This window comes from Rhodococcus sp. FW305-130 (genome assembly GCF_058788335.1).
The window spans coordinates 268,644-295,020 of sequence record NZ_JBYTAP010000001.1 but is presented as its reverse complement, the minus strand read 5'-3'; the positions used below and the strand labels follow the sequence as shown (position 1 = coordinate 295,020).

Annotated in this window: 25 protein-coding genes; 9 read left to right on the top strand and 16 right to left on the bottom strand. The window is 62.1% G+C overall.

Annotated elements, in window-relative coordinates:
- The first annotated feature begins 81 nt into the window (after nucleotides 1–81).
- From casG to AC3WQS_RS01445, 4 genes are read left to right on the top strand one after another with little or no spacing between them, the layout of a single operon-like run.
- A complete protein-coding gene (gene casG, locus AC3WQS_RS01460; RefSeq protein WP_492713050.1) occupies nucleotides 82–1,743 on the top strand; it encodes a steroid-24-oyl-CoA synthetase in 1,662 nt (553 codons plus the stop codon).
- The gene (locus tag AC3WQS_RS01455; protein WP_492713049.1) at nucleotides 1,740–2,210 is read left to right on the top strand and encodes a nuclear transport factor 2 family protein; all 471 of its coding nucleotides are present in this window, start codon (nucleotides 1,740–1,742) and stop codon (nucleotides 2,208–2,210) included. The genes casG and AC3WQS_RS01455 overlap by 4 nt, the downstream gene beginning before the upstream one ends.
- Nucleotides 2,211–2,220: 10 nt before the next feature.
- Nucleotides 2,221–3,117, top strand: coding sequence for a TIGR03619 family F420-dependent LLM class oxidoreductase (locus AC3WQS_RS01450; protein ID WP_492713048.1), 897 nt, complete (start codon nucleotides 2,221–2,223; stop codon nucleotides 3,115–3,117).
- 1 nt (nucleotide 3,118) lies between these two features.
- The gene (locus AC3WQS_RS01445; protein ID WP_019745312.1) at nucleotides 3,119–3,628 is read left to right on the top strand and encodes a nuclear transport factor 2 family protein; all 510 of its coding nucleotides are present in this window, start codon (nucleotides 3,119–3,121) and stop codon (nucleotides 3,626–3,628) included.
- A gap of 8 nt (nucleotides 3,629–3,636) precedes the next feature.
- On the opposite strand, the gene AC3WQS_RS01440 is transcribed toward AC3WQS_RS01445, so the two are convergent.
- Nucleotides 3,637–4,152: a hypothetical protein gene (locus tag AC3WQS_RS01440; protein ID WP_492713047.1), complete on the bottom strand. Its 516-nt coding sequence runs from the start codon at nucleotides 4,150–4,152 to the stop codon at nucleotides 3,637–3,639.
- A gap of 831 nt (nucleotides 4,153–4,983) precedes the next feature.
- On the opposite strand from AC3WQS_RS01440, the gene AC3WQS_RS01435 reads away from it, so the two are divergent.
- Nucleotides 4,984–6,480, top strand: coding sequence for a DUF222 domain-containing protein (locus tag AC3WQS_RS01435; protein WP_492713046.1), 1,497 nt, complete (start codon nucleotides 4,984–4,986; stop codon nucleotides 6,478–6,480).
- A 62-nt stretch (nucleotides 6,481–6,542) separates the two neighbouring features.
- On the opposite strand, the gene AC3WQS_RS01430 is transcribed toward AC3WQS_RS01435, so the two are convergent.
- Nucleotides 6,543–6,725 carry a hypothetical protein gene (locus AC3WQS_RS01430; protein ID WP_020909150.1) on the bottom strand — a complete coding sequence of 61 codons (183 nt, stop codon included), beginning with the start codon at nucleotides 6,723–6,725 and terminating at the stop codon, nucleotides 6,543–6,545.
- Between the two features lie 135 nt (nucleotides 6,726–6,860).
- Between AC3WQS_RS01430 and AC3WQS_RS01425 the strand changes: the two genes are divergently transcribed.
- Entirely contained in the window at nucleotides 6,861–7,685 is an 825-nt protein-coding gene (locus AC3WQS_RS01425) for a mycofactocin-coupled SDR family oxidoreductase (RefSeq protein ID WP_492713045.1), read from the top strand.
- 31 nt (nucleotides 7,686–7,716) lie between these two features.
- On the opposite strand, the gene AC3WQS_RS01420 is transcribed toward AC3WQS_RS01425, so the two are convergent.
- The 7 genes from AC3WQS_RS01420 to AC3WQS_RS01390 form a co-directional block, all read right to left on the bottom strand.
- The gene (locus AC3WQS_RS01420) at nucleotides 7,717–8,505 is read right to left on the bottom strand and encodes an SDR family NAD(P)-dependent oxidoreductase (RefSeq protein ID WP_029256266.1); all 789 of its coding nucleotides are present in this window, start codon (nucleotides 8,503–8,505) and stop codon (nucleotides 7,717–7,719) included.
- 22 nt (nucleotides 8,506–8,527) lie between these two features.
- Nucleotides 8,528–9,178: a PaaI family thioesterase gene (locus tag AC3WQS_RS01415; protein ID WP_021331979.1), complete on the bottom strand. Its 651-nt coding sequence runs from the start codon at nucleotides 9,176–9,178 to the stop codon at nucleotides 8,528–8,530.
- A complete protein-coding gene (locus AC3WQS_RS01410; RefSeq protein WP_020909153.1) occupies nucleotides 9,178–10,047 on the bottom strand; it encodes a MaoC/PaaZ C-terminal domain-containing protein in 870 nt (289 codons plus the stop codon). The genes AC3WQS_RS01415 and AC3WQS_RS01410 overlap by 1 nt, the downstream gene beginning before the upstream one ends.
- Nucleotides 10,047–11,249 carry a lipid-transfer protein gene (locus AC3WQS_RS01405; protein WP_019745320.1) on the bottom strand — a complete coding sequence of 401 codons (1,203 nt, stop codon included), beginning with the start codon at nucleotides 11,247–11,249 and terminating at the stop codon, nucleotides 10,047–10,049. Before AC3WQS_RS01405 ends, AC3WQS_RS01410 begins: the two co-directional genes overlap by 1 nt.
- A gap of 7 nt (nucleotides 11,250–11,256) precedes the next feature.
- Nucleotides 11,257–13,437, bottom strand: a complete 2,181-nt coding sequence (locus AC3WQS_RS01400; RefSeq protein ID WP_029256269.1) for an acyl-CoA dehydrogenase family protein — start codon at nucleotides 13,435–13,437, stop codon at nucleotides 11,257–11,259.
- A 34-nt stretch (nucleotides 13,438–13,471) separates the two neighbouring features.
- Complete coding sequence (locus AC3WQS_RS01395; protein WP_047889710.1) at nucleotides 13,472–14,635, bottom strand: steroid 3-ketoacyl-CoA thiolase; 1,164 nt, start codon at nucleotides 14,633–14,635, stop codon at nucleotides 13,472–13,474.
- A gap of 193 nt (nucleotides 14,636–14,828) precedes the next feature.
- The gene (locus tag AC3WQS_RS01390; RefSeq protein WP_019745323.1) at nucleotides 14,829–15,455 is read right to left on the bottom strand and encodes a TetR/AcrR family transcriptional regulator; all 627 of its coding nucleotides are present in this window, start codon (nucleotides 15,453–15,455) and stop codon (nucleotides 14,829–14,831) included.
- Between the two features lie 153 nt (nucleotides 15,456–15,608).
- Here AC3WQS_RS01390 and AC3WQS_RS01385 point away from each other — a divergent pair, with 153 nt between their 5' ends.
- On the top strand, nucleotides 15,609–17,141 hold the full coding sequence (locus tag AC3WQS_RS01385; RefSeq protein ID WP_492713044.1) for an FAD-dependent oxidoreductase: 1,533 nt from the start codon (nucleotides 15,609–15,611) through the stop codon (nucleotides 17,139–17,141).
- Nucleotides 17,142–17,214: 73 nt separating this feature from the next.
- Here the strand turns inward: AC3WQS_RS01385 and AC3WQS_RS01380 are convergent, their stop codons facing one another.
- The 7 genes from AC3WQS_RS01380 to hsaA all read right to left on the bottom strand — a co-directional run bounded on the left by AC3WQS_RS01380 (nucleotide 17,215) and on the right by hsaA (nucleotide 24,675).
- Nucleotides 17,215–19,125, bottom strand: coding sequence for an alkyl/aryl-sulfatase (locus AC3WQS_RS01380; protein WP_308371240.1), 1,911 nt, complete (start codon nucleotides 19,123–19,125; stop codon nucleotides 17,215–17,217).
- A gap of 191 nt (nucleotides 19,126–19,316) precedes the next feature.
- Nucleotides 19,317–20,333: a TIGR03617 family F420-dependent LLM class oxidoreductase gene (locus AC3WQS_RS01375; RefSeq protein ID WP_182262388.1), complete on the bottom strand. Its 1,017-nt coding sequence runs from the start codon at nucleotides 20,331–20,333 to the stop codon at nucleotides 19,317–19,319.
- 1 nt (nucleotide 20,334) lies between these two features.
- Nucleotides 20,335–21,216 (bottom strand): SMP-30/gluconolactonase/LRE family protein, encoded by an 882-nt coding sequence (locus tag AC3WQS_RS01370; RefSeq protein ID WP_492713043.1) that lies wholly within the window; start codon nucleotides 21,214–21,216, stop codon nucleotides 20,335–20,337.
- A gap of 82 nt (nucleotides 21,217–21,298) precedes the next feature.
- A complete protein-coding gene (locus tag AC3WQS_RS01365; RefSeq protein WP_021345567.1) occupies nucleotides 21,299–21,760 on the bottom strand; it encodes an SRPBCC family protein in 462 nt (153 codons plus the stop codon).
- A complete protein-coding gene (locus AC3WQS_RS01360; RefSeq protein ID WP_003940373.1) occupies nucleotides 21,753–22,112 on the bottom strand; it encodes an ArsR/SmtB family transcription factor in 360 nt (119 codons plus the stop codon). Before AC3WQS_RS01360 ends, AC3WQS_RS01365 begins: the two co-directional genes overlap by 8 nt.
- A gap of 65 nt (nucleotides 22,113–22,177) precedes the next feature.
- Nucleotides 22,178–23,470 (bottom strand): type I glutamate--ammonia ligase, encoded by a 1,293-nt coding sequence (locus AC3WQS_RS01355; RefSeq protein ID WP_290283802.1) that lies wholly within the window; start codon nucleotides 23,468–23,470, stop codon nucleotides 22,178–22,180.
- A gap of 38 nt (nucleotides 23,471–23,508) precedes the next feature.
- Nucleotides 23,509–24,675 (bottom strand): 3-hydroxy-9,10-secoandrosta-1,3,5(10)-triene-9,17-dione monooxygenase oxygenase subunit, encoded by a 1,167-nt coding sequence (gene hsaA, locus AC3WQS_RS01350; RefSeq protein WP_020970820.1) that lies wholly within the window; start codon nucleotides 24,673–24,675, stop codon nucleotides 23,509–23,511.
- A gap of 237 nt (nucleotides 24,676–24,912) precedes the next feature.
- Here hsaA and AC3WQS_RS01345 point away from each other — a divergent pair, with 237 nt between their 5' ends.
- Together AC3WQS_RS01345 and AC3WQS_RS01340 are read left to right on the top strand one after the other, a co-directional pair.
- Nucleotides 24,913–26,076: a 3-ketosteroid-9-alpha-monooxygenase, oxygenase component gene (locus AC3WQS_RS01345; RefSeq protein WP_019745333.1), complete on the top strand. Its 1,164-nt coding sequence runs from the start codon at nucleotides 24,913–24,915 to the stop codon at nucleotides 26,074–26,076.
- Nucleotides 26,054–26,350: a hypothetical protein gene (locus AC3WQS_RS01340; protein ID WP_019745334.1), complete on the top strand. Its 297-nt coding sequence runs from the start codon at nucleotides 26,054–26,056 to the stop codon at nucleotides 26,348–26,350. The genes AC3WQS_RS01345 and AC3WQS_RS01340 overlap by 23 nt, the downstream gene beginning before the upstream one ends.
- The last annotated feature ends 27 nt before the right edge of the window (nucleotides 26,351–26,377 follow it).

The window sequence follows — 26,377 nt, the reverse complement described above, 5'->3', positions numbered from 1 at the left end:
CAGTGGTAACCACCGCCACAGATATGATTTTCTCGTGAGATTTTGTGACGTGAAAAGCGCCACAATACGAAAGGCCATTCCATGACTGCCCCCGCAGATCCGCAGTTGCTTCTGGACCAGGCGGTCTCACGCCTCACCGGTCCAGGTGGGCCATTCGAGATCGTCGAAGAAGAGGTTCTCGGCACCATAATGCCCGTGATGAAGAACCGTGGTCACGCCATCGGTGAACTCATCTCGGCATCTCGCGCCTGGGGCGACGGCGACTATCTCGTCACCAGCGATCGTCGAATCTCGTTCACCGAGCACGCTGATTCCGTCGCCGCGCTGGCAACTGCTCTGCGGGACAAGTACGGAGTCCGCAAGGGCGACCGTGTGGGCATCCTCGCTGCCAACACTCCCGAATGGGTCATGACGTTCTTCGCGACGCAGGCGCTCGGCGCGATCGCTGTCGGTCTCAACGGTTGGTGGGTTCCGCGCGAGGTCACCCACGGGATCGAGCTCTCACGTCCGAAGGTTCTGGTCGTGGACGCCAAGCGCGGCGCCGCCCTCCCCGAACTGCCGGCAGACATCACGGTCCTCACTATGGAAGAGGATCTGCCCGCACTCATCGCGGAATATGCAGGCTCCGACGTGCCGAGCACCGACATCGACGAGGACGACCCCGCCGTCATCCTGTTCACCAGCGGTACCAGCGGCCGCCCCAAGGGCGCACTCCACTCGCACCGCAACGTGATGGCCGTCGTCGACTACCACAAATACAGCGACGCGATCGGCGCTGCATTCACCGGCCGTGAGTACGACGCTTCCAAGCCGAGCCCACTGCGTTATCTACTCACCTCCCCGCTCTTCCACATCGCCAGCCTGCACAATCTGGTGGTCCCCCGTCTCGCGACAGGCAGCGCCGTCATCCTGACCGAGGGCGGCTTCGACGTCGACAAGGTGCTCGGGTTGGTCGAACGCGAGCGCGTCACCAACTGGGGTGCTGTCCCCACGATGGCATCGCGGCTACTCGAACACGGCAACATCGCCAAGTACGACGTCTCTTCGTTGACTGCATTCTCGCTGGCATCCGCGCCGTCGTCGCCCGCGTTCAAGGAACGCCTCAAGGAGCAGGTGCCGTTCGCACGCAATGCTCTGGTCGACAGCTACGGCCTCACCGAATGCAGCACCGCCATTGCGGTCGCCGTCGGCGCCGAACTCGAAGAGTTCCCAGGCACTCTCGGACGTCCGATCATCACCGTCTCGATGGAGATTCGCGATCCCTTCGGCGAGTGGCTGCCGGACGGCATCGAAGGTGAAGTGTGCGTGCGCAGCCCGTTCGTCATGCTCGGATACTGGGAGAACGACGAGGCGACCGAGTCTGCAATTGCACCTGGACGCTGGCTCCGCACCGGCGATTTCGGCGTCATCGAGAACGGACGTCTCCGTCTCACCGGTCGTCGTTCCGACCTGATCCTGCGTGGTGGCGAGAACGTCTACCCCACCGAGATCGAGCAGACGCTCGACGAACACCCCGACGTGATCGAGTGCGCGGTCATCGGCATGCCGCACCCCGACCTCGGCCAGGAAGTGTCCGCCGTGGTTGTACTGCGTCCCGGGGCTGCCACCACGGAGGCGGAGCTGCGCGACTATGCCGCCGAGCGACTTTCCTACTTCAAGGTGCCGTCGAAGTGGCGCATCACCAGTGATCTGTTGCCTCGCAACGCAACCGGCAAGATGATTCGGCGCGAGATCACCGTATGACCGCAGAGCTGTCACGGATCGTCGCCGAGTCTGCGATCCGTGACCTGCTCTGTGAGTACACGCATCTGATCGATCAGGGCAGATTGCGTGAAGTCGCTGCATTGTTCGCCCAGTCCGACTACGGGCAGTGCGGACCGGACGGGGTTGCCACCACACTCATTTCGTCCGACGCCGACGCAGTGTTCGCAGCCTGCAGCGGCTTCATTCGGATGTACGGAGATCCGCCGGTTCCACGCACCAAACATCTGCTGACCAACACGCGAATCTCGGTCGACGGTGAATCAGCGACGGCACTCTCGTACGTCACGGTCATACAAGGTACCGAAGATCTTGCCCTGCAACCTATTTTGTCGGGATGCTACTTCGATCGCTTCTCGTGCATCGACGGGTCCTGGCAGTTCAGCTCGAGGCTCTTCTGTTTGGACAACATGGGCGACATGTCCGCTCATGCCAAGCGGGCACTGTAGAGGAACGACTGTGGAAATCGGTGTCAACGTTTTGGGTCTCGAGGCCCTGTTCGACGGCAAGGTCCGCCCGGTCCTGGACTTCGCCGCGGGTGCTGACAGAGCCGGGATCGATCTGATCTGCACCGGCGACCACCTCGGGTTCAATGCCGACGCTCACGCCCAGCGGGTAGTCGAACACAACTTCCTGTTCCCGTTGGATCACCCTTGGTACGAACCGATTTCATTTCTGTCTTCGATCGCCGCGGTGACGGAACGAGCTCGCCTCGGAGTATCGGTTCTGATCGCCACGGTTCGCCCGGCGGCCCTGCTTGCAAAGCAGGTTGCCACTCTCGACTCATTGTCCGAAGGTCGAACTGTCATGGGTTTCGGCGTTGGATGGCAAGAAGCTGAATACACCGCCACCAACATGCCTTTCGACGCGCGATTCGGGCGCATGGAAGAGACCGTCGCAGCCTGCCGCGAACTGTGGACCAATGCACCGGCCACCTTCCAGGGACGCGACTTCGCTTTCGAGAACTACCACAGCCTCCCGCTGCCGATCCAACCCCGAATACCGGTGCTCTTCGGTTTCGGACCAAGCCGGCGGAACTTCGACCGCATCGCACGCGTCGCCGACGGCTGGACCGTGAACCCGACCGATCTGGGAACGTTCACCGACAGTGTTGCACTGTTGCGCAACACGTTCGAAGCCCACCAACGTGACCCGGAGTCGGCGCGCGTGCAAGTGTCTGCGGCGCCGGTTCGACGCGACAACGGGGCCGTCGACCTCTCGGCAACCGCAGACAAGGCCCGGGACTGGTTCGCCCGCGGCGCGTCCGTCGTCGTTCTCCGACCCGCCGTATTCGATTGCGCTGCCGAAGAACTACCAGAACTACTCGACTGGATGACCAGCATCAAGGAGGCGTGACATGGACCGGGCACTGCAAGATCTCATCGACAAGCAGGCAATCCGTGAGGTGGTTCTGACGTACTGCCGTGGCATCGACCGCCTCGACTTCGATCTCGTCCGCAGCGCCTACCACCCGGATGCGATCGACCATCACACCGGATTCGACGGCAACATCGACGAGTACATCGCCTGGGTGACACCAAAACTCTCGGCGATCGGCGGCACGATGCATCACATCGGCAACCACCTGGTCGAACTGCACGGCGACCACGCGATCAGCGAGGCGTATTCGATGTCCACACACTGGGGTGGGCCCGAAGGCATCGGGATGATCAACTTCACCAGCGGTGCGCGATTCATCGACCACATGGAGCGTCGCAACGGTCGCTGGGCGATCAAGGAGCGATGGGCCGTACGAGAGTGGACTCGCTCGGACGAGGGCCGCTTCGTCAACCCAGAAGGGCCTGGTCCGCGTGGGCGTCGTGACGCCTCGGATCCTCTCACCACCCTACGAAGTTCCCTTGAATAACTTGGGGTTCAGTCTTCGAGGTCGAATTCAACTCGCGCTCTCGCGAACAACATGCGGATGTCCTTCCCGAACGTGACTGCTGCCGTTCCCAATGCATTGACCGCTGCGGTCAACGGGTCCGATTCGAGCGCGTCGAAAATCGCATTGAGAGCGTAGGACGGGACATGAATATTCCCGTGATCGAACGGATTGGACTCCGGTTGCGGCGAACGGTCCACTATCTCGACCTTGACTTCCAACTGCACGTTGTCGGTCCTCGCGCCGAATTCCTCCTCGTGTAGGTGTTCGAATGCCGTTGTGCGATTTCCGAAGGGTTCCGGAAGTTGTTGTCCCACATGCATAGCGTTGAGGGCCGGGCGAACCCAGTCCCTGTCGGCCAATCCCGCATACTCATACGCCTGCACAGCGACCCAAAACGCGAGTCGACGAAGAGTCGGGACGTTCATGCGGACGACCGCTTCGGCAAGTGGTCGGTCCATACGAGCTATGTCTTTGCCGGACTGGAATCGTTCGAGTTGAGGCATCGGATCTCCTCCCCACTCCTGCCGCTCTCGTTCAGCAGCTTCGGCGCGGAGGTCACTGATTTGCACAAACCTGGACGGCTCGCCGTTCTCGCCGTCAATCGTTATCCATGTCGACTCGATGTCCCGCTGTGCACGAGGAATCGGTTCAGGTATCGGTTCGTCCACCGGAACGCCATATCCCGGCATGTCCCACTGCAGCGATGGCCGCACCTCGTCGCCGCCTGAAGGCCACATACGCACCCGCCAAACATCTCCGGGTTCTGTCGATCCGGGCCAGCCGTAGTTCACAAAACCGCGGCCGGCAATCTCAACCAGATATGACCCCTCCGGTACATCACAGACAATGAACTCCCCACCCGGAGGTGAATCAAAGCTAATTGACCCCTGCGGACCAACCTTCAGAAACGACTCACTGACCTGCTGCCATTTCTGGCGGTCGGATGCGGGTCGGGAGGACCAGACTTCGACCGTTGCATGCATGTCGAAGTTGTTCTGGTGCGGGCTCAGGACAATCACAATTGTGCCGTCACTGTACGCAGGGCGCGAAGCCATCGCGAGTTCGAGCAGGTCCGTTTCCCTCCCGAAACCGTCATCGTCGCCGTATATGTAAAACTGTCCATAGTCCATGAAGAGCACAAGCGACTGTTCACTGAGTTTCACCGCGTTGTCTGCCATATGCCGATACTTACACAGTGGCACGACAACATGTCCGAGTTGCGAATGGACAGGATCCAAAACGCAAGCACAATAAGCATTTCGGCCGATTCGGACTATTCCGACTGATTTGAGAATTCACTTCATATCGAACACACATTCGAATAGAATGGATGCATGTTCAACCCGACAACAGAGCTCTTCGGTATCTCAGCGCAGCTGACCGGTACCGAAACTGATTGTGCGCTGGTTGATCTCATGACAGATCTGCACGCATGTGAGGCGATGCTGGTCGAACGCAAGCTCGCTGTGATTGCCGAGTTCTTTTCGCGGCGAAGCTCAGAGCATGCCGCCAGTGGTGCGTGGTCGTCGACCGCACACGAGTTGGCTGAATCAGAAGTCGGTGCGTCACTGACGATGGGCCGCGCGGCTGCCGGCAAGCTGATCGGGTTGGGGTTCTCGTTGAAGACTCGTTTGCATCGCACTCGAGCGGCGATGGCGCGTGGCGAGTTGGATCTGTACCGAGTTGGTTTGATCGATTCCGCGACCGCGAACGTGAAAGACGAATTGATCGACGAGGTGGAACGACTACTGCTCGAGCAGGTTCTCGCCCCACCAGTAGCCGGCGGAACGGGCTTGACGGGAAGGCGACTGACAGCGGCGATCGATCGGATCGTGGCGATGGTGGACCCGGAAGGTATGCGAGAACGTCGACACCGTGCTCTCACCGATCGGTTCGTCGGGGTCAGCGCTGCCGAGGACGGGATGGCAAAGATCTTGGGAAGCATTCCGGCAGAGCAAGCTCGGGCATTCGACGGCCGACTACGCGAGTTGGCAATGTCGGTATGCCGAAACGACTCTCGAACATACGAGCAGCGACGAGCCGACGCGCTCTTCGAGTTGACCAACGGATCACCGTTCTTGCCGTGCAACTGTGGCCGAGCTGATTGCCCGCAGGATCGAAGCGGTGGTGTTGTCGTTCGTCGGCCCGTGGTTCACGTCGTGATGACTGATTCCACTCTGCGCGGAGGCGGCGAGCCCGCTCACCTCGACGGGTACGGGGTGATCAGCGCTGAGCATGCTCGCGACATCGCACAAGACGCCGTAATTCGAAACGTCCGAGTACCCGCTGATACCGCCACCGAACAGGTGCCCGGTTCGGCGTACGTCTACCGGCCGGGTTCAGTTCTCGATACCTGGTTGCGGATCATCGCGGGCAGCTGCCAATGGCTGCATTGTGATGTCCCGGCCTGGAATTCCGATCTGGACCACAATGAACCGTTCCATCGTGGCGACCCCGAACGCGGCGGCAAGACAGTCGAATCGAATATGAGTGCGTTCTGCCGCAACCACCATCGCCTCAAGCATTCCGACCGGTGGCAATTCGCGTCGAACCAGGATCGGACCATGTCGCTGACATCGCCGACTGAGCATTGCTACCGAACACGCCCCGCAGGGTTGATGGCCGGGCCGCACGGCCCGATGCCGCCGCAGTGCGGTCGAGATCGGCGGACCCAGGCGGAGAACAAGGCCGCCCGTATCCAGTCCGAACGCAATCGTCAACGCCGACGGATTCAGAAACGAGCTGAGGAGCACGTTCAATGCAAGCGGCGGAAATCACCGCGAGCCCACCGAGAACCCATCGACTACGGGGACGACCCACCACCGTTCTGAGATACCGAGCGGCGTCGAGGCGGGTCGGCGTGTCGCAGGGTCAGGTCGACGTGTCGCAGGGGTCAGTCCGAGGCCGGCTTGGTGTCGTCATCTCCCGCTGACGGATCGTCTCCAGCAACCGGGTCCGGATCGTCTTCACCAAACGGATCGATGGTGTCGACACCTTCGAGGACGGTCAGCTCTTCTTCAACCTCGGCCAGGAGGCCCTTGGCTTCAGCTTCGAACTTCTTCTCCCAATCGGACATACCGAGCCTCTTCTCTTCCGAAGCGAGTTCCCGCTGTATCTGAACTCAGACTACGTCGCCGGCGACGAGTTTCGCCGTCCCCTCGAGTCAGTACTCATGACCGAGTACTCATGATTCACGACGGACGGAGCACCCATGCCCGGACAGTTGGAAGGCAAAACCGCACTGATCACCGGAGCCGCCCGAGGTCAGGGCCGAAGCCATGCCGTGCGATTGGCGCAGGAGGGTGCGGACATCATTGCACTCGACATCTGCCGCCAGATCGAATCGGTGGCCTACCCGATGGGTACCGCCGAGGATTTGAGGCAGACAGCGGCAATGATCGAGGCTCTCGGGCGAAATGTCGTCGCGCGAAAAGTCGACGTTCGCGATTTACCCGCGCTGGGAGCCGCAGTGGCCGAAGGTATCGCAGTGTTGGGCAGCCTCGACATCGTCCTGGCCAACGCCGGTATCGGCATGATGTCCCCGGACATCGACGATGCCCGCGCCTTCCGCGACCAGATGGAGGTCAATCTTTTCGGCGTCTGGAATACCGTCCAGGCCGCAGCGCCCGCGATGATCGAGCAAGGGACAGGCGGCGCAATAGTCCTGACCGGATCAACACTGGGACTTGGCGGCCGCGGAGGTGATGGAACCGGCGGATCCGACGGCTACTGCGCGAGTAAACACGCCATCGTCGGGTTGGGGCGCACGTGGGCGCACTGGCTTGCTCCCCACAACATTCGTGTCAACTCCGTGCATCCGGCGGGAGCGAATACACCGATGGTCGTCAACGATGCCGTCGCGAAACTGTTCGCAGACTCCCCCGCATCGAGCGGAGCCGATGTCGGCAATCTCTTGGACGTCGGGCTGATCGAAGCTTCCGACGTCAGCAACGCGATAGCCTGGTTGGTCTCGGATCAGGCTCGATACGTCACAGGTATCGCGTTGCCGGTCGATGCGGGATTCACGGCCAAATAGACGCCGGATTCTCGAGCCGAATTACTGCCGATCAGTCGACGGTCGGCGCCCACTGCACACCGTTGATGTGCCCACCACCGTCGACGAAGAGAGTGTTGCCGGTGACGTAGCGGCTGTCGTCGCTCGCCAGGAAGGCCGCAACGGGGCCGATGTCGTCGAGGGGATCGCCGATCCGCCCCATCGGGTTCTGTGCGGCCATCACTGCCGCGTTTTCCGGATTGGCTTCGGCGACACGCTTGTACGCCGCACTCTGCGCACCGGGACAGATGACGTTGCAGTTCACGTGCTTGGGAGCCCACTCGCGGGCAGCAGTGCGAGTCAGTGTTCGCAATGCTTCCTTGGCCGCGTTGTACTGCACCGAGTACATGTGAGCATTCACGCCGTTGAGGCTGCACATGTTGATCACGCGGCCGGTGCCGTGACGCTCGAGTTCCGGCAACGCAGCCTGCATGGCCCAGAAAGCGGCCATCACTGCCATGTCGAAACCGCCGCGCAATTGCTCGTCGGTCATCTTCTCGAGCCGAGCGAAACCGAAAGTCCGCCAAGCATTGTTGACCAGGATGTCGAGGCGTCCGAACCGCTCGACGGACTTGTCGACCATGGCAACAACCTGAGCTTTGTCGGTGACGTCGGTCCGGACGAATTCCGCCTCCGCACCCCATTCGTCCCGCAACCACTGGGTGGTTTCGAGGCCCGCTGCCTCGTCGATCTCGGCAACCAACACCGACGCGCCTTCACGCGCGAACGCGCCTGCCACTCCGCGCCCGATGCCCATACCGGCACCGGTGACCACTGCTACACGTCCGTCGAGCTTGCCCACTGGGCCCTCCTTCGTCAGACCCCTACCTGGGGCGCGGCACGGTCTTGTCGATGAACAATCCCTCTACCGACACACACAATTCGCCGTCCGCAGTCTTGATCTCACCGACGGTGTGAATCTTGCGGCCGTCCTTGGAAAGGAATTTGCCGCTGATCGTGAGGGGCTCGAACAGCGGAGTCGGGCGATGGTACCGAGTGCTCAATTGTGCTGTCATGCCTGAAGTTCCACCCCAGGCATTGGCCACACCGAGAACGTGATCGAGCAGCAGAGCCGAAACACCGCCGTGTACGTGGCCGGGAGGGCCCTGGTACGGCAGCGTCAACGTGACCACTCCCTGCACCGACCCGTCAGCGAGCCCTTCCAGAACCAGCGGCGGCGCAATGGCATTCTCGGGGCCGGTCACCGGATCGTGACGAGTCACGCCCTCACCGTTCCACATGTCGATCAAGCGCTCGGCCACCTCGGGCGAGTGCTGCTCGAGGTGCTCGGCAATGCTGTTGAGCTCCTCCGCAACCCGATCCAGATTGGCGTTTCCGCGGTCGGTGCGCAGCATCGCGTCGACAACGCGACGCGCTGCTGCCGTGGCCCGGTCGACCGGGGCGTCCTGCGGCGGCGACGTCAAAACCGTGCCGCCCGGGTGTGTGGCTGCCGTGGGGTGCGTGCCGAGGTCCATCAGTTGATCTCCATTGTTGCGTGTGTGAGAACCGGGGAGTTCTCGCGCTCGGGGCACGTCGCCGCCAAGGTCAGTGTGTTGCCGTCCTGCCATACCGATGTGGTGATGGATTCGCCGGGGAACAGCGAACCGGCGAACCGCACCGAGTAGTTCTTCACCCGCGTCGGATCTCCGTCGAGAATTCCGTCGACCACCGCCTTGCAGACGATGCCGTACGACGCCAGACCGTGCAGAATCGGAGCGTCGAATCCCGCCATCTTCGCGAAGGAGGGATCAGCGTGCAGCGGGTTCATGTCGCCACTGAGTCGGTACACCAGAGCTTGTGAGGTACTCGTGCTCGACGTCAGTACCTTGTCGGGCGCCCGGTCAGGCACCCCCGCAACAACTTCGGGACCGGCGCTGCCGCCGAAGCCACCTTCGCCGCGGGCCCAGATCTGCATTCCGGTGGTCCACAACGGATTCCCGTCAAGGTCCTCGGCCGCCGTCTCGAGCACGATGACGGCAGCCTTGCCCTTGTCCCACACGTCAGCGATGCGAGTGGAAATACGAGCAGCACCCGTCGACGGGATCGGCGCGTGAAGTGTCAGCGACTGCCCACCGTGCAAAATCTTGCGCAGGTCGATGTCGATTCCCGGCATACTCATCGACGCTGCGGGCAGTACACCCGCCGAAACTCCCTGGCCTGCAACCATTGCAAAGGTCGGGAGCACTTTCAGACCCTTTTCGTACACCCAGGTGAGCTCGGCGGGATCCAGAGCGTTCACGCCGGCTCCGAGCCCCAACTGGTAGAGCATGACGTCGCGGTCGGTCCACGACGCTTCGCGCACAGTCGGTTCGGCGGACAATGCCACCTCGAGATCGATAGCCATCAGTTCTCCAAAGTTCCGGCTCGGTAGACGGTCACGACGCACGCGCCGCCCAGTCCGAGGTTGTGCTGCAATCCGATTCGTGCGCCTTCGACCTGGCGAGCGTCTGCGGTCCCGCGAAGCTGCCACGTCAGTTCGGCACACTGTGCCAGCCCGGTGGCACCCAGCGGGTGGCCCTTCGAGATCAGACCGCCAGACGGGTTGACGACCCACTGGCCGCCGTACGTAGTGGCACCGGATTCGACGAGCTTTCCGCCTTCACCAGCGCCGCACATTCCGAGACCTTCGTAGGTGATGATCTCGTTGATCGCGAAGCAGTCGTGCAGTTCGATGACATCGACGTCGTCGATGCTGATGCCGGCTTCGGCAAAGACCTGCTCGGCGGCCGCAGCCGTCATCGGCGCGCCGACTACGTCGATCATCGACTTCTCGGCAAACGCTGCCGAGGTGTCGGTGGTCATGGCCTGAGCGACGATCTCGATCGCACGGTCCTCGAGTCCGTGCTCACGGACGAACTTCTCACTCACGACGACGGCAGCACCGGCACCGTCCGAAGTCGGTGAACACTGTGAGCGCGTCAGCGGCTCGTGAATCATCTTGTCGCCGAGCACCTGTTCGAGGGTGTACTCGTCACGGAACTGCGCATACGGATTGTTGACCGAGTGCTTGTGGTTCTTGACCGCCACGGCTGCAATCTGCTCGACCGTGGTGCCGTACTTCTTCATGTGCTCGACGGCGGCATTACCGAACAACTGAGCGGTCATGGGCGATCGGGCGAAGCCGTAGTCCTCGACCATGATCTTCAGCTGCGAATCCAAAGTGGTGACCTTGGGCATCTCACCGGTTCCGGTCAGCGCCGTTTTGGTCATCTTTTCGAAGCCGACGGCCAGTGCGCAGTCCGCTTGTCCGGCCTGTACCCACTCGCGCGCCGTCATCAGTGCCGTCGAGCCGGTGGCGCAGTTATTGTTGACGTTGAAGATCGGGATACCGGACAGACCCGTTTCGTACAGGGCACGCTGGCCTGCTGTCGACGCGTTGAACACGTAACCGACTGCAGCACGCTGGATCTGGTCGTAGCTGATCCCGGCATCGGTGAGTGCATTCGAGACGGCTTCGGTCACCATGTCCGGGTATTCCCAGTCGCGGGTCTCGATCTTCTCGAACTTGGTCATGCCCACGCCGATGACGAAGGTGCGATTGCTCATGTGCAGGTCACTTTCCCGGTTCGGGGTCGCGAGGCAGACCCAGGATTCGCTCACCGATGATGTTGAGCTGAACATTGGTTGTACCACCCGCGATGGACATGCACTGCGAGTTCAAGAACATCTGGGTTGCAGACATCCGATGCTGGTCGCCCAGAAGTGAACTCGGCCCGGCCCACTCCATTGCCACATCCCAGACCTGCTGGATGTGCTCGACACCGATCAACTTCGCCACCGAGGATTCGGCCCCCGGCTGCGCGCCGGTGAGCGAGCGCAGCGTGGTGCGCAGACCGAGCAGACCGCCGGACTGCGCGTCGCACAGCACCTTTCCGAGCACCGTCAGCTGCTCGTCGTCGATGCCACCGGGTAGTCCGTCGACCAGACTCAGAAGAGCCTCACCACCCGATCCGAGAGACGAGTCGTTGGACAGCGAGACACGCTCGTTGGCCAGTGTGGTGCGAGCGAGCTTCCAGCCGTCCCCCGGCTCGCCGACCAGGCACTCGTCGGGGACGAAGACGTCGTCGAAGAAGACTTCGTTGAACAGAGCTTCACCGGTGATCTCGCGAAGCGGGCGAATGTCGAGGCCGCTGTTCTTGATGTCGATCAGGAAGTAGGACAGGCCCTTGTGCTTGGGGGCGTCGGCGTCGGTGCGCGCGAGGCAGATTCCCCAGTGCGCGTCGCGTGCCATCGACGTCCACACCTTCTGGCCCTGCAACTTCCAGCCACCGTCGACCTTGGTGGCCTTGGTGCTCAGAGCCGCGAGGTCGGAACCTGCGCCGGGCTCGGAGAAGAGCTGGCACCAGACGATGTCGCCACGCAGTGACGGCGGGACGAACTTGGCGAGCTGCTCTTCGTTGCCGTGCGCGATGAGCGTCGGGATGACCCAGTTGCCGATGATCATGTCGTGCGGCTTGATCTTCGCAGCGCGCAGTTCTTCGGCGATGACCAGCTGACTGACGGCATCGGCGGATTTTCCCCACGGAGCCGTGAAGTGCGGTGCGGTGTAGCCCTTTTCCGCGAGATACGTCTTCTGCGCGGCGCCTTCGAGTTCGAGTGCAGGAGCGAGCTCGGCGCGGACGTCGGCGCGGATCGCCTCGGCCTCGGGCGGCAACTCGATGCTGAGCACGCGACGGGTGCCGGCAATGGTCAGCTCGGCAACGCGACGACGCCAGAATGCCGTGGAACCCAGCAGAATTCGCAGGGACTGCGCGCGGCGCAGGTACAGGTGCGCGTCGTGCTCCCACGTGTAGCCGATTCCGCCGAGCACCTGGATGCAGTCACGCGTGACGGAGAAGCCTGCTTCGAGGGCCGTGGCTCCGGCGACGGCTGCTGCGAGAGAAGCCTCTTCGGCACCGACGCCGTTGGCGGGCGTCAATGCGCGCGCAGCGTCCCACGCGCAGACGCGCGCCTGCTCGGCAAGAGCGAGCATCCGAGCGGCCTTGTGCTTGACGCCCTGGAACTGGCCGATCGGGCGACCGAACTGCTGACGCACCTTCGCGTAGTCGGCCGAGGTCGTGACGGCCCAGTCGGCCAAACCTGATGCCTCGGCCGCGAACAGTGTTGCGGCAATGTCGAGTACACGCTGCGTATCGATGGTGAGGATCTCGGAATCGGCGAGGATCAGACCGTCGACGGTGACCTCGGAGTTACGACGTACGACGTCGTAACTGGCCAAGTCCGTGACCTCGAGGCGGTCACGTCCGAGCAGAACGAATCCGCTGTCCGTCGCGAGGAGGAACACGTCGCCGACATGGCCACCGAGAATCTGGCTGGACGTTCCGCTGAGGGTGGCGGTGTCGCCGTCGCGGGCGATCTTCAGCGAACCCGGCTGCAGTGCAACGGCTCCGAGCGTGCTGCCGTCGACCAGTCCGGCCAGCGGAGCGGTGACTCCGGCGTCGCTGAGAACGGCGCTGACCACGACTGTCGGCAGGAACGTGCCGGGAACCATGGAGCGCCCGAGTTCCTCGACGACGATCGCGAGCTCGACCAATCCGTATCCAGCGCCACCGAATTCCTCGGCCACGTGTAGTCCGAGAAGTCCCTGCTCGGCAAGCCCGCTCCAGAGTTGGGGGCGAGTTTCGACCTTCGCCTCGACCGCTTCACGGATAGCGGTGGGTGTTGCGTGACGTGCCGCCCAGCCCCGTACGGAGTCGCGGAGGTCACGATCTTCTTCACTCAATCCAATGGTCATGTCTACCTCGTCAATTCGACAGTTTGAGTACGGGTCAGATGCGTTCGATGATGGTGGCGGTAGAGAGAGCGCCACCGGCGCACATCGTGACCAGCCCCGTGGACTTGTTCGAGCGCTCGAGTTCGTGCAGCGCGGTCGTGATCAGACGAGCGCCGGTCGAACCGACGGGATGCCCGAGTGCGATCGCACCGCCGTTGACGTTGACCTTGGACAGATCTGCGTCGTGAACCTGCGCCCAGGAGAGCACTACCGAGGCGAACGCTTCGTTGATTTCGACGAGATCGATGTCGTTCAGAGTCATTCCGGCCTTGTCGAGCACCATCTGAGTGGACTCGATCGGTCCGTCCAGGTGATAGAAGGGATCAGATCCGACCATGCCGGACGCGACGATCCGCGCGCGGGGCTTCAATCCCAACTCCTGCGCGCGCTCTTCGCTCATCAGCAGTACCGCAGCCGCGCCGTCACTGATCTGCGACGAGTTGCCGGCGGTGTGGATATGGCCTTCGATGACCGGCTTGAGTCCGCCCAGCGCCTCGGCTGTCGTCTCGCGCAGGCCACCGTCGCGCGTGACAGTGGCGATCTCACCGGTCGGCACACCTTCCTTGGTGACGACAGGAGCCTTGACGGGCACGATCTCACGGTCGAAGCGTCCTTCTGCCCAAGCCTGGGCTGCGCGGCGCTGCGATTCCAGGCCGAAGGCGTCGACGTCGGCGCGTGTGATGCCACGCTTCTCGGCGATACGCTGCGCAGAAGTGAACTGGTCACCCATGTCGATGGTCCAGTCGTCCGGGTACGGGTTTCCCGTACCGGGCGCGTTTGCCTGGCCCAGAAACACACGGCTCATCGCCTCGACGCCGCAGCCGATACCGGCCGAGATCTGACCTGAGGAAATCAGGCCGGAAATCAAATGCACTGCCTGCTGGGCAGATCCACAGGCGCAGTCGATGGTGGTTGCCGCTGTGCTGTACGGCAATCCGGCGTGCAGCCACGCTTGCCGCGTGACGTTGTTGGACTGCTCACCTGCCTGGGTGACACAGCCGCCGATGATCTGCCCGATGTCTTCCGGTGCGACGCCTGCCCGTTCGAGAACGCCGAGTTGCGCTGCTCCCAGAATCTCGGCGGGGTGCAGCCCCGCCAGGGCGCCGCGACGACGGCCGATCGGTGTCCGAGCGGCCTCGACGATGACTGCATGACCCATGATGTGCGCTCCTTCGTGGAGTTTTCGGTCGGTGAGCTGACTCACCGTCAACTTTTCTGTAATGTATTCTATTGTTGATGTCAGGGCAATGCCGGAATGAACGTCATCTTTGAACCAAGTCTGACTCGAATAATAGAATTGATTTCAATTTTGAGGACACGACGAACCCACCCCGAGAAGGGGCGAGGTCACGTCAGTGTCGTGAGAGATTCACCAAAAGCAGGTCGCACCCCTTGCGGATGTCGTACTCCGCATCCGGGATGGAAATTCGACCGTTGAGGCACGATTGGATGACCCCGAACCACAGCTGCATCAGCAGACGCAACCCGGTGTTGTCTTCCTCGGTCGGGTTCTCGATCCCGGCCGCATCGAGGATGATCTGCCGGAAGCCGCGATCGATCTTGCCCACGTCCGGCACCGTCGCGACGTTGGCGGTACTGGACGACTGCAGCATCGCAGTCGAAAGGGCCGGCCGACGCAGTAACCCGCGAGTCGCGCGCACCAGGACCTCGTACACGGCGTCCTGCGGATTGGCCGACTGCACCTGATGCTTGGCAAAACTGTCGCCGATCTGATCGATCTGCTCGACCATCACAGCAACGAAGAGGTGCGTCTTCGAAGGGAAATAACGGTAGAGAGTGCCGATGGCCACGCCTGCCCGCTTGGCGACTTCGTGCATCTGAACCCGCGAGAGTTCTTTCTCGGTCCCCAATTCGGCGGCCGCTTCCAGCATCCGCACATGGCGCGCCCGCTGCTCGTCCGAACTGGGCTCAGCAGCGTCCCTGACCTCGGCAATTCTCGGCAACGTCGCCCCCATCATCGATTATGTGTCCCGGCCGCGAACGACCGCGCTAATTCTCTCACCTGGACCACCCATCTCGGCATATTGCCCGCTCAGTGGGACCTGGCATGGCCTTCCAGTGCCGTGCGGTATTCCGTGGACACCCCACCCTCTTGGAGTAAGGACGCAATGATGCAGGACTGGACCAGCGAGTGCGACGTGTTGGTAGTCGGCTCCGGCGGCGGAGCGCTGACCGGCGCATATACCGCCGCTGCTCAGGGATTGACGACGATCGTCCTCGAGAAAACCGATCGTTTCGGCGGGACCTCCGCCTACTCGGGTGCCTCGATCTGGCTCCCAGGTACCCAGGTACAGGAACGCGCCGGACTTCCCGACTCGACCGAGAAAGCCCGCACCTATCTGCGCGCGTTGCTCGGTGACGCCGAGTCCGAGCGCCAGGACGCCTACGTCGAGACCGCTCCCGCTGTCGTCGCGCTACTCGAGCAGAACCCGAACATCGAATTCGAGTTCCGTGCGTTCCCCGACTACTACAAAGCCGAAGGCCGGATGGACACGGGACGCTCCATCAACCCTCTCGATCTCGATCCCGCCGACATCGGTGACCTCGCCGGCAAGGTGCGTCCGGAACTGGACCAAGACCGCACCGGTCAGGATCATGCTCCCGGCCCGATGATCGGTGGGCGCGCACTGATCGGCCGTCTGCTGGCCGCAGTTCAGAGCACCGGTAAGGCCGAACTTCGCACCGAATCCGTCCTCACCTCCCTGATCGTGGAAGACGGCCGTGTTGTCGGCGCCGAGGTCGAATCCGGCGGCGAAACCCAGCGAATCAAGGCGAACCGCGGTGTCCTGATGGCAGCAGGCGGCATCGAAGGCAACGCCGAGATGCGTGAGCAGGCAGGCACCCCCGGCAAGGCGATCTGGAGTATGGGTCCCTTCGGCGCCAACACCGGCGACGCGATCTCTGCCGGTATTGCTGTCGGCGGCGCAACAGCCTTGCTCGATCAGGCGTGGTTCTGCCCCGGCGTCGAGCAGCCCGACGGCAGCGCCGCCTTCATGGTCGGCGTTCGCGGTGGGCTCGTCGTCGACAGCGCCGGTGAGCGCTACCTCAACGAGTCGCTTCCGTACGACCAGTTCGGACGAGCCATGGATGCTCACGACGACAACGGTTCTGCCGTGCCGTCGTTCATGATCTTCGACTCGCGCGAGGGTGGCGGACTGCCCGCCATCTGCATCCCGAACACGGCGCCCGCCAAGCACCTCGAAGCCGGAACGTGGGTCGGTGCCGACACTCTCGAAGAACTCGCTGCCAAGACCGGACTACCGGCCGACGCATTGCGCAGCACTGTCGAAAAGTTCAACGATGCCGCAAAACTGGGCGTCGACGAAGAGTTCCATCGCGGCGAAGACCCGTACGACGCGTTCTTCTGCCCACCCAACGGCGGCGCGAATGCGGCACTGACGGCCATCGAGAACGGTCCGTTCTACGCGGCCCGCATCGTCCTCAGTGACCTCGGCACCAAGGGCGGATTGGTCACCGACGTCAACGGCCGAGTCCTGCGTGCTGACGGCAGCGCCATCGACGGCCTTTACGCCGCAGGCAACACGAGCGCGTCACTGAGCGGCCGCTTCTACCCCGGCCCCGGAGTTCCACTCGGCACGGCCATGGTCTTCTCGTACCGAGCAGCCCAGGACATGGCGAAGTAACCAGCACAACGAGGACGTGGGGCAGGCGATGTCAGAATCACCTGCCCCACGACCTCTTTCAGGCTGCCCTCTTTCAGGGCGTCGCCAGGTTGAAATTCGGATCGAACGTGTCCATGATGTCGGCGAAGCGAGTCAGCGCCGAAACATCACCGTCGGACGTGACTTTTCCGGTGTCGAGGATGGCAGAGGCCTTTCCTGGTTGGAGAAGGATGCCGGCAAGCAACGGCTTGGGACCGGTCAGGGTCAGTTGCGCGTCAGGGGCGCGGCCCGAACGCGCGTTGAGAACTGCCCGTCGAATCCACATGTTCCAATCCTGTTTCGTGTCAGCAAAACTGAAGTTGATCGAAATGTCGACGTCGTCCGCCTTCTCCGCGATGAGATGTACTCCCGCATAGTCGAAGAGCAGATCGATCGGCATCGACAAAATCGTGTCCGTGCTGTCGGTGTTGACTTGACCGGCACCTGTGACGCCGTTGCGCAATTCCATTGCGGTGGCGAGGAAGATCGACCGATACTGCGGGACTTCCTGCTGGTATCCGAGTTGCTCGTAGGCGTCGGCCTGCAGGTTCTTTGCTTCCTCGTCGTCAGGATCGGCGAAGACCAGGTGATGGAGAAGCTGCACCGCCCACCGATAGTCGCCCGCTTCAAAAGCATTGCGCCCCTCGGCAAGTATCCTCTCTCGCCCGATCAGGTCGACGTGCCGCTTGGCATGATCCTCGGGCAGCAACGGCAAGATCGTCGCCGGGTCACCGTCCCAGAATCCCAGCTCCTTGTGGAAGACCGCGCGGACGTTGTGGTGCAGTCCGCCGTGGTAGTAGCGGTTGTACCACTTCTGTCCGATGGCTTCCGGTAGCCGGACGACCTCCGCAGCTTCGAGCGGCGTGTAGCCCTGGTTCGCGAACCTTAGCGCCTGGTCGTGAATGAACTTGTACATATCCCGTTGTGATTCAAGGAATTCCACCACCGTGGCGTTCCCCCACACCGGCCACGTGTGCGGACCGTGGTGAACTTCGACCTCGTCGCCCCACCGCACCAAAGTCTCATCCAGGTATCTGGCGAAGTTGCGCGCATCTCGGGTGCGTGCGCCTCGGATCGTCTGGATGTTGTGCATCGAGTGATTGGCGTTCTCGGCACAGGTGAGCGCTTTGATGGCCGGGATCCAGATATGCATCTCCTCCGGCGCTTCGGTGTCGGGAGCGTAGAGGAACTCGAAGTCCCACCCGCCGAGATTGCGTACCTCACCGGTCTTGGTGATGCCGTCAGTGGGCGGAATGTAGGTCATGTGGATGTTCATCCCGTCGGCGCCTGATCCCAGACCGACGGTCACCAGACCACAATCACATTGGGGCAGAATCAAACCGAAGGTGTACCCCATCCGCCGCGACATCGCATTGCCGGTGATGACGTTCTCGCCGATCGCAAACTTGTTGAAAGACTCGATGGTTCCAGGCGCGACGATCGGAATCTTGCCGGACACCACGTCTGCTTCGTCGACGAGGCCCTTGACGCCGGCGTAGTGGTCGAAATGCGTGTGGGTATAGATGATCGCGACGATCGGCTTGTTGTTGCCGAGTTCACGGCGGAAGAGTTCCAGGCCTGCTTTGGCTAGATCAGCGCTGGTGGTGGTGTCGATGATGACCAGTCCGTCCGGCGCATCGACAATGGTCAGGTTAACCGCGAACCTGACTTGGTACAGCCCGTCGATAACCTTGTAGAGCCCGCAGCGCCTCACCAACTGCGACTGCCGCCACAGACTGGGGTTCACAGAGTCAGGCGCTTGCTTGTCATCGGTGATGTACTCGAGAGGTTGACCGTCGTGAATCAGATCGCCCTCGTCGTTGAAGACCTGATCGTTCTCCCACCCGGCGATGAACCCGCGGTCCGCGTCGCCGAAATCCTCCCGGTCAGACATGGGATAGTCGTCGACTGCCGCGCGATTGACCTCGACGGTGAACGGTGTTGCAGGCTTGGTCTCAGCACCCATGAGCACTCTCCTCCGGTCCTTGTGTCCTCGTCCACGCAAGAACGCGATGCCATCGGACGTGACCTCACGCGGAACCCTGTCCAGTCAATCTGGCGGTCTCGCGGTATTTGCACATCACCCGTGGCAGATGAGATCGCGGCTGAACCCCAGGTGGCCGGGGATCGCATCGAGCAGACACCACTTGAAGGAAGTCACTTGGCGGACGCTGCGGCGGCTCGAATCTCCTCACACATCGCTGCGAAGGCGCGGTCGTCGGCGGGATCCGCCGGCACTGCCAGTGCAATGCCGTCGCAGAGACTCGCGTATTTCGAACTCAGCACCCCGGGGAGTTCGGCGTAGGTGCATTGCGTGACCAAGATGTCGAGAACATCGTCCGTGAGCACAGCTGGTAGTCGAGCCCAATCACCCGTTCGTGCCATCGCAGTCAGCTTCTCGCCGATCCCCGCCAAGCCGAGAACCTCGAGCGCGATTCGATATGCCGGTGTGGAGTAGAGAAAGGCAAGTTCACTGCGCACCGCTTCTCGTTGAGCAAGTATCGCGGCACGATCTTTGCCGGTGATCGTCTTCGGAACGGCAATCAGCCGCGGCTTCCTTCCGCCGGCCGTCAATGATGGAATGATCCTCTCCGCGAGCACCTTCGGATGGGAGCTGGTGGGGTGAGCAACAAAGCCGTCGGCGACGGCTCCTGCCAGCGAGCACATGCGGGAGTTCACTCCCCCGGTCCAGATCTCGGGAGCTGGAACGTCGAGCGGCCCCGGATTGAAGTAGGGCTGCAGTCGGTTGAAGGTGTAGTGCGAGCCGGCATAGTCGAGTTCGCCGCCCGTCTGGAACGCTTGAAATATCTCCCGTACAGCACTGACGTAATCGCGCAGTTGTGCAACAGGATTGGTCCACGGCATCGAGTACCGCCCGACGATGTTCCCGCGCACCTGCGTTGCGAGCCCCAGTTGAAATCGCCCACCCGAGAAACCTGCAAGATCCCAGGCAGCCAAAGCCGTCACCATGGGACTGCGCGCAAACGCGACAACCATCGACGTCCGGACAGTGAGAGTGCTGCTGTGCTCGACGGCCAGTGCCGCCACGGCGAAGGGGTCGCGAATGGTCTCGGAGATGTGCACCGTGTCGAAACCGAGGTTCTCGATGCGTTCGACGTGCTGAGCCACCTGCCGCAGCGGAGTGTCGGCAGGTAGCGAGGTCACCAATTCCATGTCAGCCCAAAGGCTCCAGACGAATCGACAGCAGCTTTCCTTCTGTTGCCACCTTGCGAGCGTGTTCGTTGAAGTCCGGGGCGGCACAGACGAACAGCGTACGACCGTCGGTACCGCCGAGCCCGCAAGCGAAGACGCCGCTGTCGAAGGCAATTTCATCGATTGTCTTGCCAGACGGGTCGACGTGGAGAATTCGACTTCCGAGTGCGTCGGCCACCCACATCGAATCGTCTCCGTCGATGCAACATCCGTCGGGCGCAACGACGATCTCAGCGAGGGTGGTCTCCATCTCGGGTCCACCAGGTACCGACCCGAACGACGCCCAATCACGGCGTTCGCCCAGAGAGCCGTCGGGCTGGACGGCAAACGCACTGATTCGATTTCCCAGCGTTTCGTCCACGAGCAGATCTCCGGTCGACGTCAGAGCCATCCCGTTGGGGAAGTGGAGATCTCGCGCCACGACGTGCACCGATCCGTCCGGGTCGACGCGGAGGAGATCTGCCGTCTCGACGGGGGCCAGGTTCATCAGGTCGAACCCGAAGTTGCCCACGTACGCTCGTCCCTGCGCGTCGACCAGCATGTCGTTGACGTTGGCACTCACGTACTCGGACAAGTCTGCGTGCACCACCAAATCGCCATCGGATTCTCGCCGCAGAATCTTCTGGTCCCGCATGGAGACGACCAGTAATCTGCCGTCCGGAAGCCACCCCAACCCGGACGGCTGCCCTGGAATCTCCGCCTCGACGCGTACGTCGGTCCCGTCCTCACGGGCCGAAATCACCTGGTAGGTATAGAAGTCCGACACCCAGATTCGGTCCTCGTGCCAGCGCGGGCATTCGAAGTAGGTATATCCCTCGAGAACTACCGCAACCTCTGGTGCCATCAGGCTCTCCCACGTCGGTGATTGAATGGTGTGTTCACTCCATTCAATCACCGGTGCCCCGGTGGCGGTGTCCGATTCCCGACTACTCGCCGCGGTATACCTTGTCCAGCACGTCGAACGCGGATTCCCACCCGTCGTAGACGTTGCCGTCGCCCTTGAAACCCGGGATCCCGACCAGATGAAATGTCATCTCGGTCTTGTCTCCCCGATCTGCGAGCGTGACCGTGATTCGAGGCGCGGTGTCCACCGAATCTCCCGGATCCCCCCAGGTGAAGACTAGCTTCTTCGGCTCGTCGACCTCGAGATAGGTTCCACCGGTGGGAAACTCGGCACCATTCTCGTCGTTGATCATCAGGTAGCGGTACGTTCCGCCAACTCTGGGGTCGATCGTGACGTGCTCCCGAGGGCTGCTGACACCCTCGGGGTGCCACCACCGCGCCGCCTCGTCGGGATCGGTCCACGCTTGCCAGACAAGGTCACGCGGCGCATCGAAGATCCGGGTGATGGTGAATTCTGCGGTGGCATCGGCATTCTGGTCACTCATTGTCCTTCTCCTTCTTCGGTCGACGTTGCTTCAGCTCACGTAGACGCTCGTCGAGGAGGTCGAAGCGTTCGTTCCAACCGCGCCGGTGTTCGTCGACCCATGCGCTGGCGTCGTCGAGACCCTCCGCGCGAAGGGTGCAGGTGCGCCATTGCGCGGTGGCGGTTCGTTCGATGAGACCGGCTCGCTCGAGCACCTTCAGATGCTGCGAGATGGCGGGCCGACTCATCTCGAACGGCTCGGCCAGCTCACCGACGGTCATCGAACCATCCGTCAGGCGAGAGAGCATTTCACGCCTCGTCGGGTCGGCCAGTGCGCTGAACACTGCATCGAGTCGACCACTTCGTTCGTCCATGTAAGCAACTCCTTAATTAAGGAATAACTTAAACATAGAACTCACGATCCTAAGCGTCAACCCCTTCAACTCCAGGTGTATCGAAGCCGCTCGACGGTTGTCGCCTCGTCCATCTGGGAGAACGTCTCCTGCTCAGCTCCCTTCACGGACACCATCGCTTCGATGATCGACTCCCCGAAGATTTCCCTCGCCACCGAGGAGGAGTTGAACTTCTGCACGATCTCGCCGAGATCGGTGGGGACTCGGGTCACCCCGCGCTCATCACGTTCCGCCTCTGTGAGAGTCGACGGGTTCACCACGATTTCAGGCGGCAATGGCGCGGCATTGTCGATACCGATCTGCGAAAGACCGAGTACCGCAGCGGTGGCCAGATACGGATTGGCCGATGGATCGATGATCTTGACTTCGGCGTTGGCGCCGTGTGGATTCGACGGTGACTCCGTGCAGAACCTCAGTGCCGCTTCCCGGTTCTCGAGCCCCCAACAGACGTAGGCCCCCGACCAATTGTCCGGACGCAGCCTGAGGCCGGAGAGCGGCGAGGAAGCAAAGACGGCCGTGAATTCCGTGAGGTGAGAAAGGATTCCACCCAAAGCTGATGATCCTTCGTCGGTCATCCCGTAGTCCTGACCACCACCGGAGAAGACGGGCCGCCCACCTGAGATCAACGAAAAGTGCTGGTGTGCACCGTTCCCGGCACCTCCGATCGTAGGTATCGGTGAAAACGATGCCGCCAATCCATGGGCTCTGGCAGTGCGGCTGATCAAGATCCGGGCAAGCACCACAAGATCGGCCGCTTGAACAGGAGCGCTCGGAGCGATGGAGATCTCGAATTGATCCGGTCCGTACTCCGCATGAACTTGCTCGATATGAAGTTGTGCGCGTTCGGCATTGCGCAGAAGGTCCTTGAGGAAGTCCTCGCGGCGAAGGACTGCACCTAACCCGTACGCCGACCACGCTCCGTCGCACGCATCACCGAAAAGAGTGAATTCGATCTCGTGACCCACGCGAGCTTCCAGTCCGTAGGCAGCAAGCCGCGCCACGACGGCAGTGAGTGCGGACCGAGTGCACACGGCAGCCGTCGAACCGTCTTGCTCGTACAAAGTGGCCGGCGCCCACGACACGCCCCCGCCGAGATCGCGGAGGTCGGAGCGGTCGATACGCAACCGGAGATCACCCACGACGGAAAAGGAATCGGTGAAGGCAATCCGATCGTCGCTGCAGAAAACATTCCAACTCGGCGAGACCCCCGCACCGACTTCCTCGAAGACACCGCTTCGGCCTGCCGGCATCACTTTCGCCCGCGCGACACCCGCCATGTCCACGATCGAGCCGATAGTCAGCGCCGGAACTTCCCTCATCCAGAGGCAAATACCCCACTCGGCGGCGCGCCAACCGGTCAGATCAGGTTGTCCTCCACCGGCAGTCCGAACGCCGCCCGGCCGTACAGCGCCAACGCGCGCTCGGGTTCGTTGGCAACGTGAACGCTGCCCGCATGAACGTCTCGCCACGCACGCTCGATCGGGTTTCCGCGAGAGAGGGAGTTCCCGCCTGCCGTCTTGAACAGCATGTCGATCGCCTCCACCGAACGTTCCGTCGCGCGAACCTGATCACGACGCGCGCGCAGCCTCATCGAGAGCGGAAGCTCCTTGCCGGCGACAGCAAGTTCGTACATCTCCCGGATATTGCGATCCATCTGCAGAATCGCGGCATCGATCTCCGACGACGCACGCGCGACGGCAACCTGAGCGAACTGGTCCTCACTGAACCTCCCACCACCCAAGCTCAGACGGACCCGCTCACGCATCACGTCCAGGTACCCCTCGTAACAACCGGCGACGATGCCCACACACGGAGCCGCGACCGTCGAGGTGAAGATACTCCCGAACGGAAGCTTGTACAGCGGACCAGGATTGACTGCTTGGCCTGGGCCGCGAAGTTGTGCGGTCTCGTAGTTGCGCTTCAATCGGTGCTCGGGCACAAAGGCCTTGTCGACCACGATCTCGTTGCTCGCGGTGCCGCGCATCCCCACGACATCCCAGACATCTCGGATCTCGTAATCCGTACGCGGCACCAACACCGTCATGAAATCGACCGGCCGGCCGTCCATCCCGACCACCATCGCGCCCAGCAATGCCCAACTCGCGTGATCACAGCCGGAAGAGAAGCCCCACTGGCCCGACAGTTCGTAACCACCGTCCACCGCCGTCAGTCGACCGACCGGAGCGTACGCGGACGAGATGAGCGTCGTCTGATCCTCTCCCCACACGTCTGCCTGTGCCTGGTCGTCGAAAAGCGCCAGATGCCACGGGTGCACTCCCACCACCGACGCGACCCAACCGGTCGAACCACAGGCAGCGGAGATTGCCCTGACCACTTCGTAGAAGTGGACCGGGTCGCTCTCGGCGCCCCCATATCTCTTCGGCGCCAGCATGGAGAAGACGCCGGCTTCGGAAAGCTCCCGGATGGTCCGTTCGGAGATCTTGCGCGAATCGTCGACCTTCTGAGCGCGGGCCGCGATCTTCGGAAGCAGATCACGGACTGAGCTCAGAACCTTGTTGACCATGGAAGACACTCCTCGCACCGAACCGTGAGGGAGCGGATCGGCAGATAGACATAACGGCTGCCCCGTCACGATATGTCGGTCACGCGTTCCGATGATCGGAAGTCCCGGAGGCCGGGATCAGCCGCCGGATCCTTGCGCTCGCCGCTGGTCCCGGCCAGTGAGACGAGGCCCCAGCGGTAATTCACGCTCCCCTAGCGTCGGGCGTCGACACTGACCCTGGAAAGGACGGGACTCATCGTGACGATCAATCAGTCCGACAACGACGAAGTTCGCGAGATCCAAGCTGGAACCGCGCCTACTCGCTTTGCACGTGGATGGCACTGCATTGGGCTCACGGAGTCCTTCAAGGACGGCCAGCCGCACTCCATCGAGGCGTTCGGCACCAAGCTCGTCGTCTTCGCCGACAGTGAAGGCAACGTCAAGATCCTCGACGCGTACTGCCGTCACATGGGTGGCGACCTGAGCCAGGGCACCATCAAGGGCGACGCCATTGCCTGTCCGTTCCACGATTGGCGCTGGGGCGGCAACGGCAAGTGCCAGAAGATTCCGTATGCACGCCGCGTTCCCCCGCTGGCCAAGACGCGCGCATGGCAGACCCTCGACCAGGACGGCATGCTCTTCGTCTGGCACGACCCCGAGGGCAACCCGCCGACCGACGACGTAGCCATCCCCCGTATCGAAGGCGCGCTCAGCGACGAGTGGAGCGACTGGGTCTGGTACACCACGACCGTCGACACCAACTGTCGTGAAATCGTCGACAACATCGTCGACATGGCGCACTTCTTCTACGTGCACTACTCCTTCCCGACGTACTTCAAGAACGTCTTCGAAGGCCACGCCGCAACGCAGTACATGCGCGGCGTCGCTCGCTCCGATATGCGTCCCCACGCAGCAGGCACCCCGAAGATGGTCGGCAGCAACTCGGTTGCCACGTACTTCGGCCCCTCCTTCATGGTCGACGACCTGACCTACGAGTACGAGGACTACAACGTCGACTCTGTGCTCATCAACTGCCACTACCCGGTCAGCGCTGACAAGTTCGTGCTCCAGTACGGCATCATCGTCAAGAAGTCGGATCGCTTCCAGGGTGAAGCCGCCGACGCGATGGCCGCGAACTTCGGCACGTTCATCGCCAAGGGCTTCGAGCAGGACGTCGAGATCTGGAAGAACAAGACTCGCATCGAGAACCCGCTCCTGTGCGAAGAGGATGGCCCGGTCTACCAGCTCCGCCGCTGGTACGAGCAGTTCTACGTCGACGTCGCGGACATCGCTCCCGAGATGACCGAACGCTTCGAATTCGAACTCGACACCGCGCGACCCGTCGCCGCCTGGCAGAAGGAAGTCGAAGACAACCTCGCTGCGAAGAAGGCAGACGAAGATGCAGCCTCTTCAGTGCGCTGAGTGCAAGGCGCAGGTCCTGGTCCAGAAGAACAGTTGGGAACACACCACCGTTCAGTGGAGTGACCAGGCCCGCGCCCAGTGCCTCGAAATCGCCGACGACCGTGAATTCGGGCAACGCGAAGGACGACCCGGTGCTCCCCGCAAGGAGTGCGGCGCCTTGATCGCGTCCATCGTGAACGCTGCAACGGCCGGCAAGCTCGAGATTCTCAACGACGAGCCGGTGCCTCAGCCGATCGTCGACGACAGCGAACCAGTACCCGCTCCGTTTCACTAGCCGAGCCAACATCTTTCGAAGAAGGTA

Coding starts and splice junctions, on each gene's coding strand:
- casG (WP_492713050.1), top strand. CDS start 82: ATGACTGCCCCCGCAGATCCGCAGTTGCTTCTGGACCAGGCGGTCTCA.
- AC3WQS_RS01455 (WP_492713049.1), top strand. CDS start 1,740: ATGACCGCAGAGCTGTCACGGATCGTCGCCGAGTCTGCGATCCGTGAC.
- AC3WQS_RS01445 (WP_019745312.1), top strand. CDS start 3,119: ATGGACCGGGCACTGCAAGATCTCATCGACAAGCAGGCAATCCGTGAG.
- AC3WQS_RS01440 (WP_492713047.1), bottom strand. CDS start 4,152: ATGCCTCAACTCGAACGATTCCAGTCCGGCAAAGACATAGCTCGTATG.
- AC3WQS_RS01435 (WP_492713046.1), top strand. CDS start 4,984: ATGTTCAACCCGACAACAGAGCTCTTCGGTATCTCAGCGCAGCTGACC.
- AC3WQS_RS01430 (WP_020909150.1), bottom strand. CDS start 6,725: ATGTCCGATTGGGAGAAGAAGTTCGAAGCTGAAGCCAAGGGCCTCCTG.
- AC3WQS_RS01425 (WP_492713045.1), top strand. CDS start 6,861: ATGCCCGGACAGTTGGAAGGCAAAACCGCACTGATCACCGGAGCCGCC.
- AC3WQS_RS01415 (WP_021331979.1), bottom strand. CDS start 9,178: ATGGACCTCGGCACGCACCCCACGGCAGCCACACACCCGGGCGGCACG.
- AC3WQS_RS01410 (WP_020909153.1), bottom strand. CDS start 10,047: ATGGCTATCGATCTCGAGGTGGCATTGTCCGCCGAACCGACTGTGCGC.
- AC3WQS_RS01405 (WP_019745320.1), bottom strand. CDS start 11,249: ATGAGCAATCGCACCTTCGTCATCGGCGTGGGCATGACCAAGTTCGAG.
- AC3WQS_RS01400 (WP_029256269.1), bottom strand. CDS start 13,437: ATGACCATTGGATTGAGTGAAGAAGATCGTGACCTCCGCGACTCCGTA.
- AC3WQS_RS01395 (WP_047889710.1), bottom strand. CDS start 14,635: ATGGGTCATGCAGTCATCGTCGAGGCCGCTCGGACACCGATCGGCCGT.
- AC3WQS_RS01390 (WP_019745323.1), bottom strand. CDS start 15,455: ATGATGGGGGCGACGTTGCCGAGAATTGCCGAGGTCAGGGACGCTGCT.
- AC3WQS_RS01385 (WP_492713044.1), top strand. CDS start 15,609: ATGCAGGACTGGACCAGCGAGTGCGACGTGTTGGTAGTCGGCTCCGGC.
- AC3WQS_RS01380 (WP_308371240.1), bottom strand. CDS start 19,125: ATGGGTGCTGAGACCAAGCCTGCAACACCGTTCACCGTCGAGGTCAAT.
- AC3WQS_RS01375 (WP_182262388.1), bottom strand. CDS start 20,333: ATGGAATTGGTGACCTCGCTACCTGCCGACACTCCGCTGCGGCAGGTG.
- AC3WQS_RS01370 (WP_492713043.1), bottom strand. CDS start 21,216: ATGGCACCAGAGGTTGCGGTAGTTCTCGAGGGATATACCTACTTCGAA.
- AC3WQS_RS01365 (WP_021345567.1), bottom strand. CDS start 21,760: ATGAGTGACCAGAATGCCGATGCCACCGCAGAATTCACCATCACCCGG.
- AC3WQS_RS01360 (WP_003940373.1), bottom strand. CDS start 22,112: ATGGACGAACGAAGTGGTCGACTCGATGCAGTGTTCAGCGCACTGGCC.
- AC3WQS_RS01355 (WP_290283802.1), bottom strand. CDS start 23,470: ATGAGGGAAGTTCCGGCGCTGACTATCGGCTCGATCGTGGACATGGCG.
- hsaA (WP_020970820.1), bottom strand. CDS start 24,675: ATGGTCAACAAGGTTCTGAGCTCAGTCCGTGATCTGCTTCCGAAGATC.
- AC3WQS_RS01340 (WP_019745334.1), top strand. CDS start 26,054: ATGCAGCCTCTTCAGTGCGCTGAGTGCAAGGCGCAGGTCCTGGTCCAG.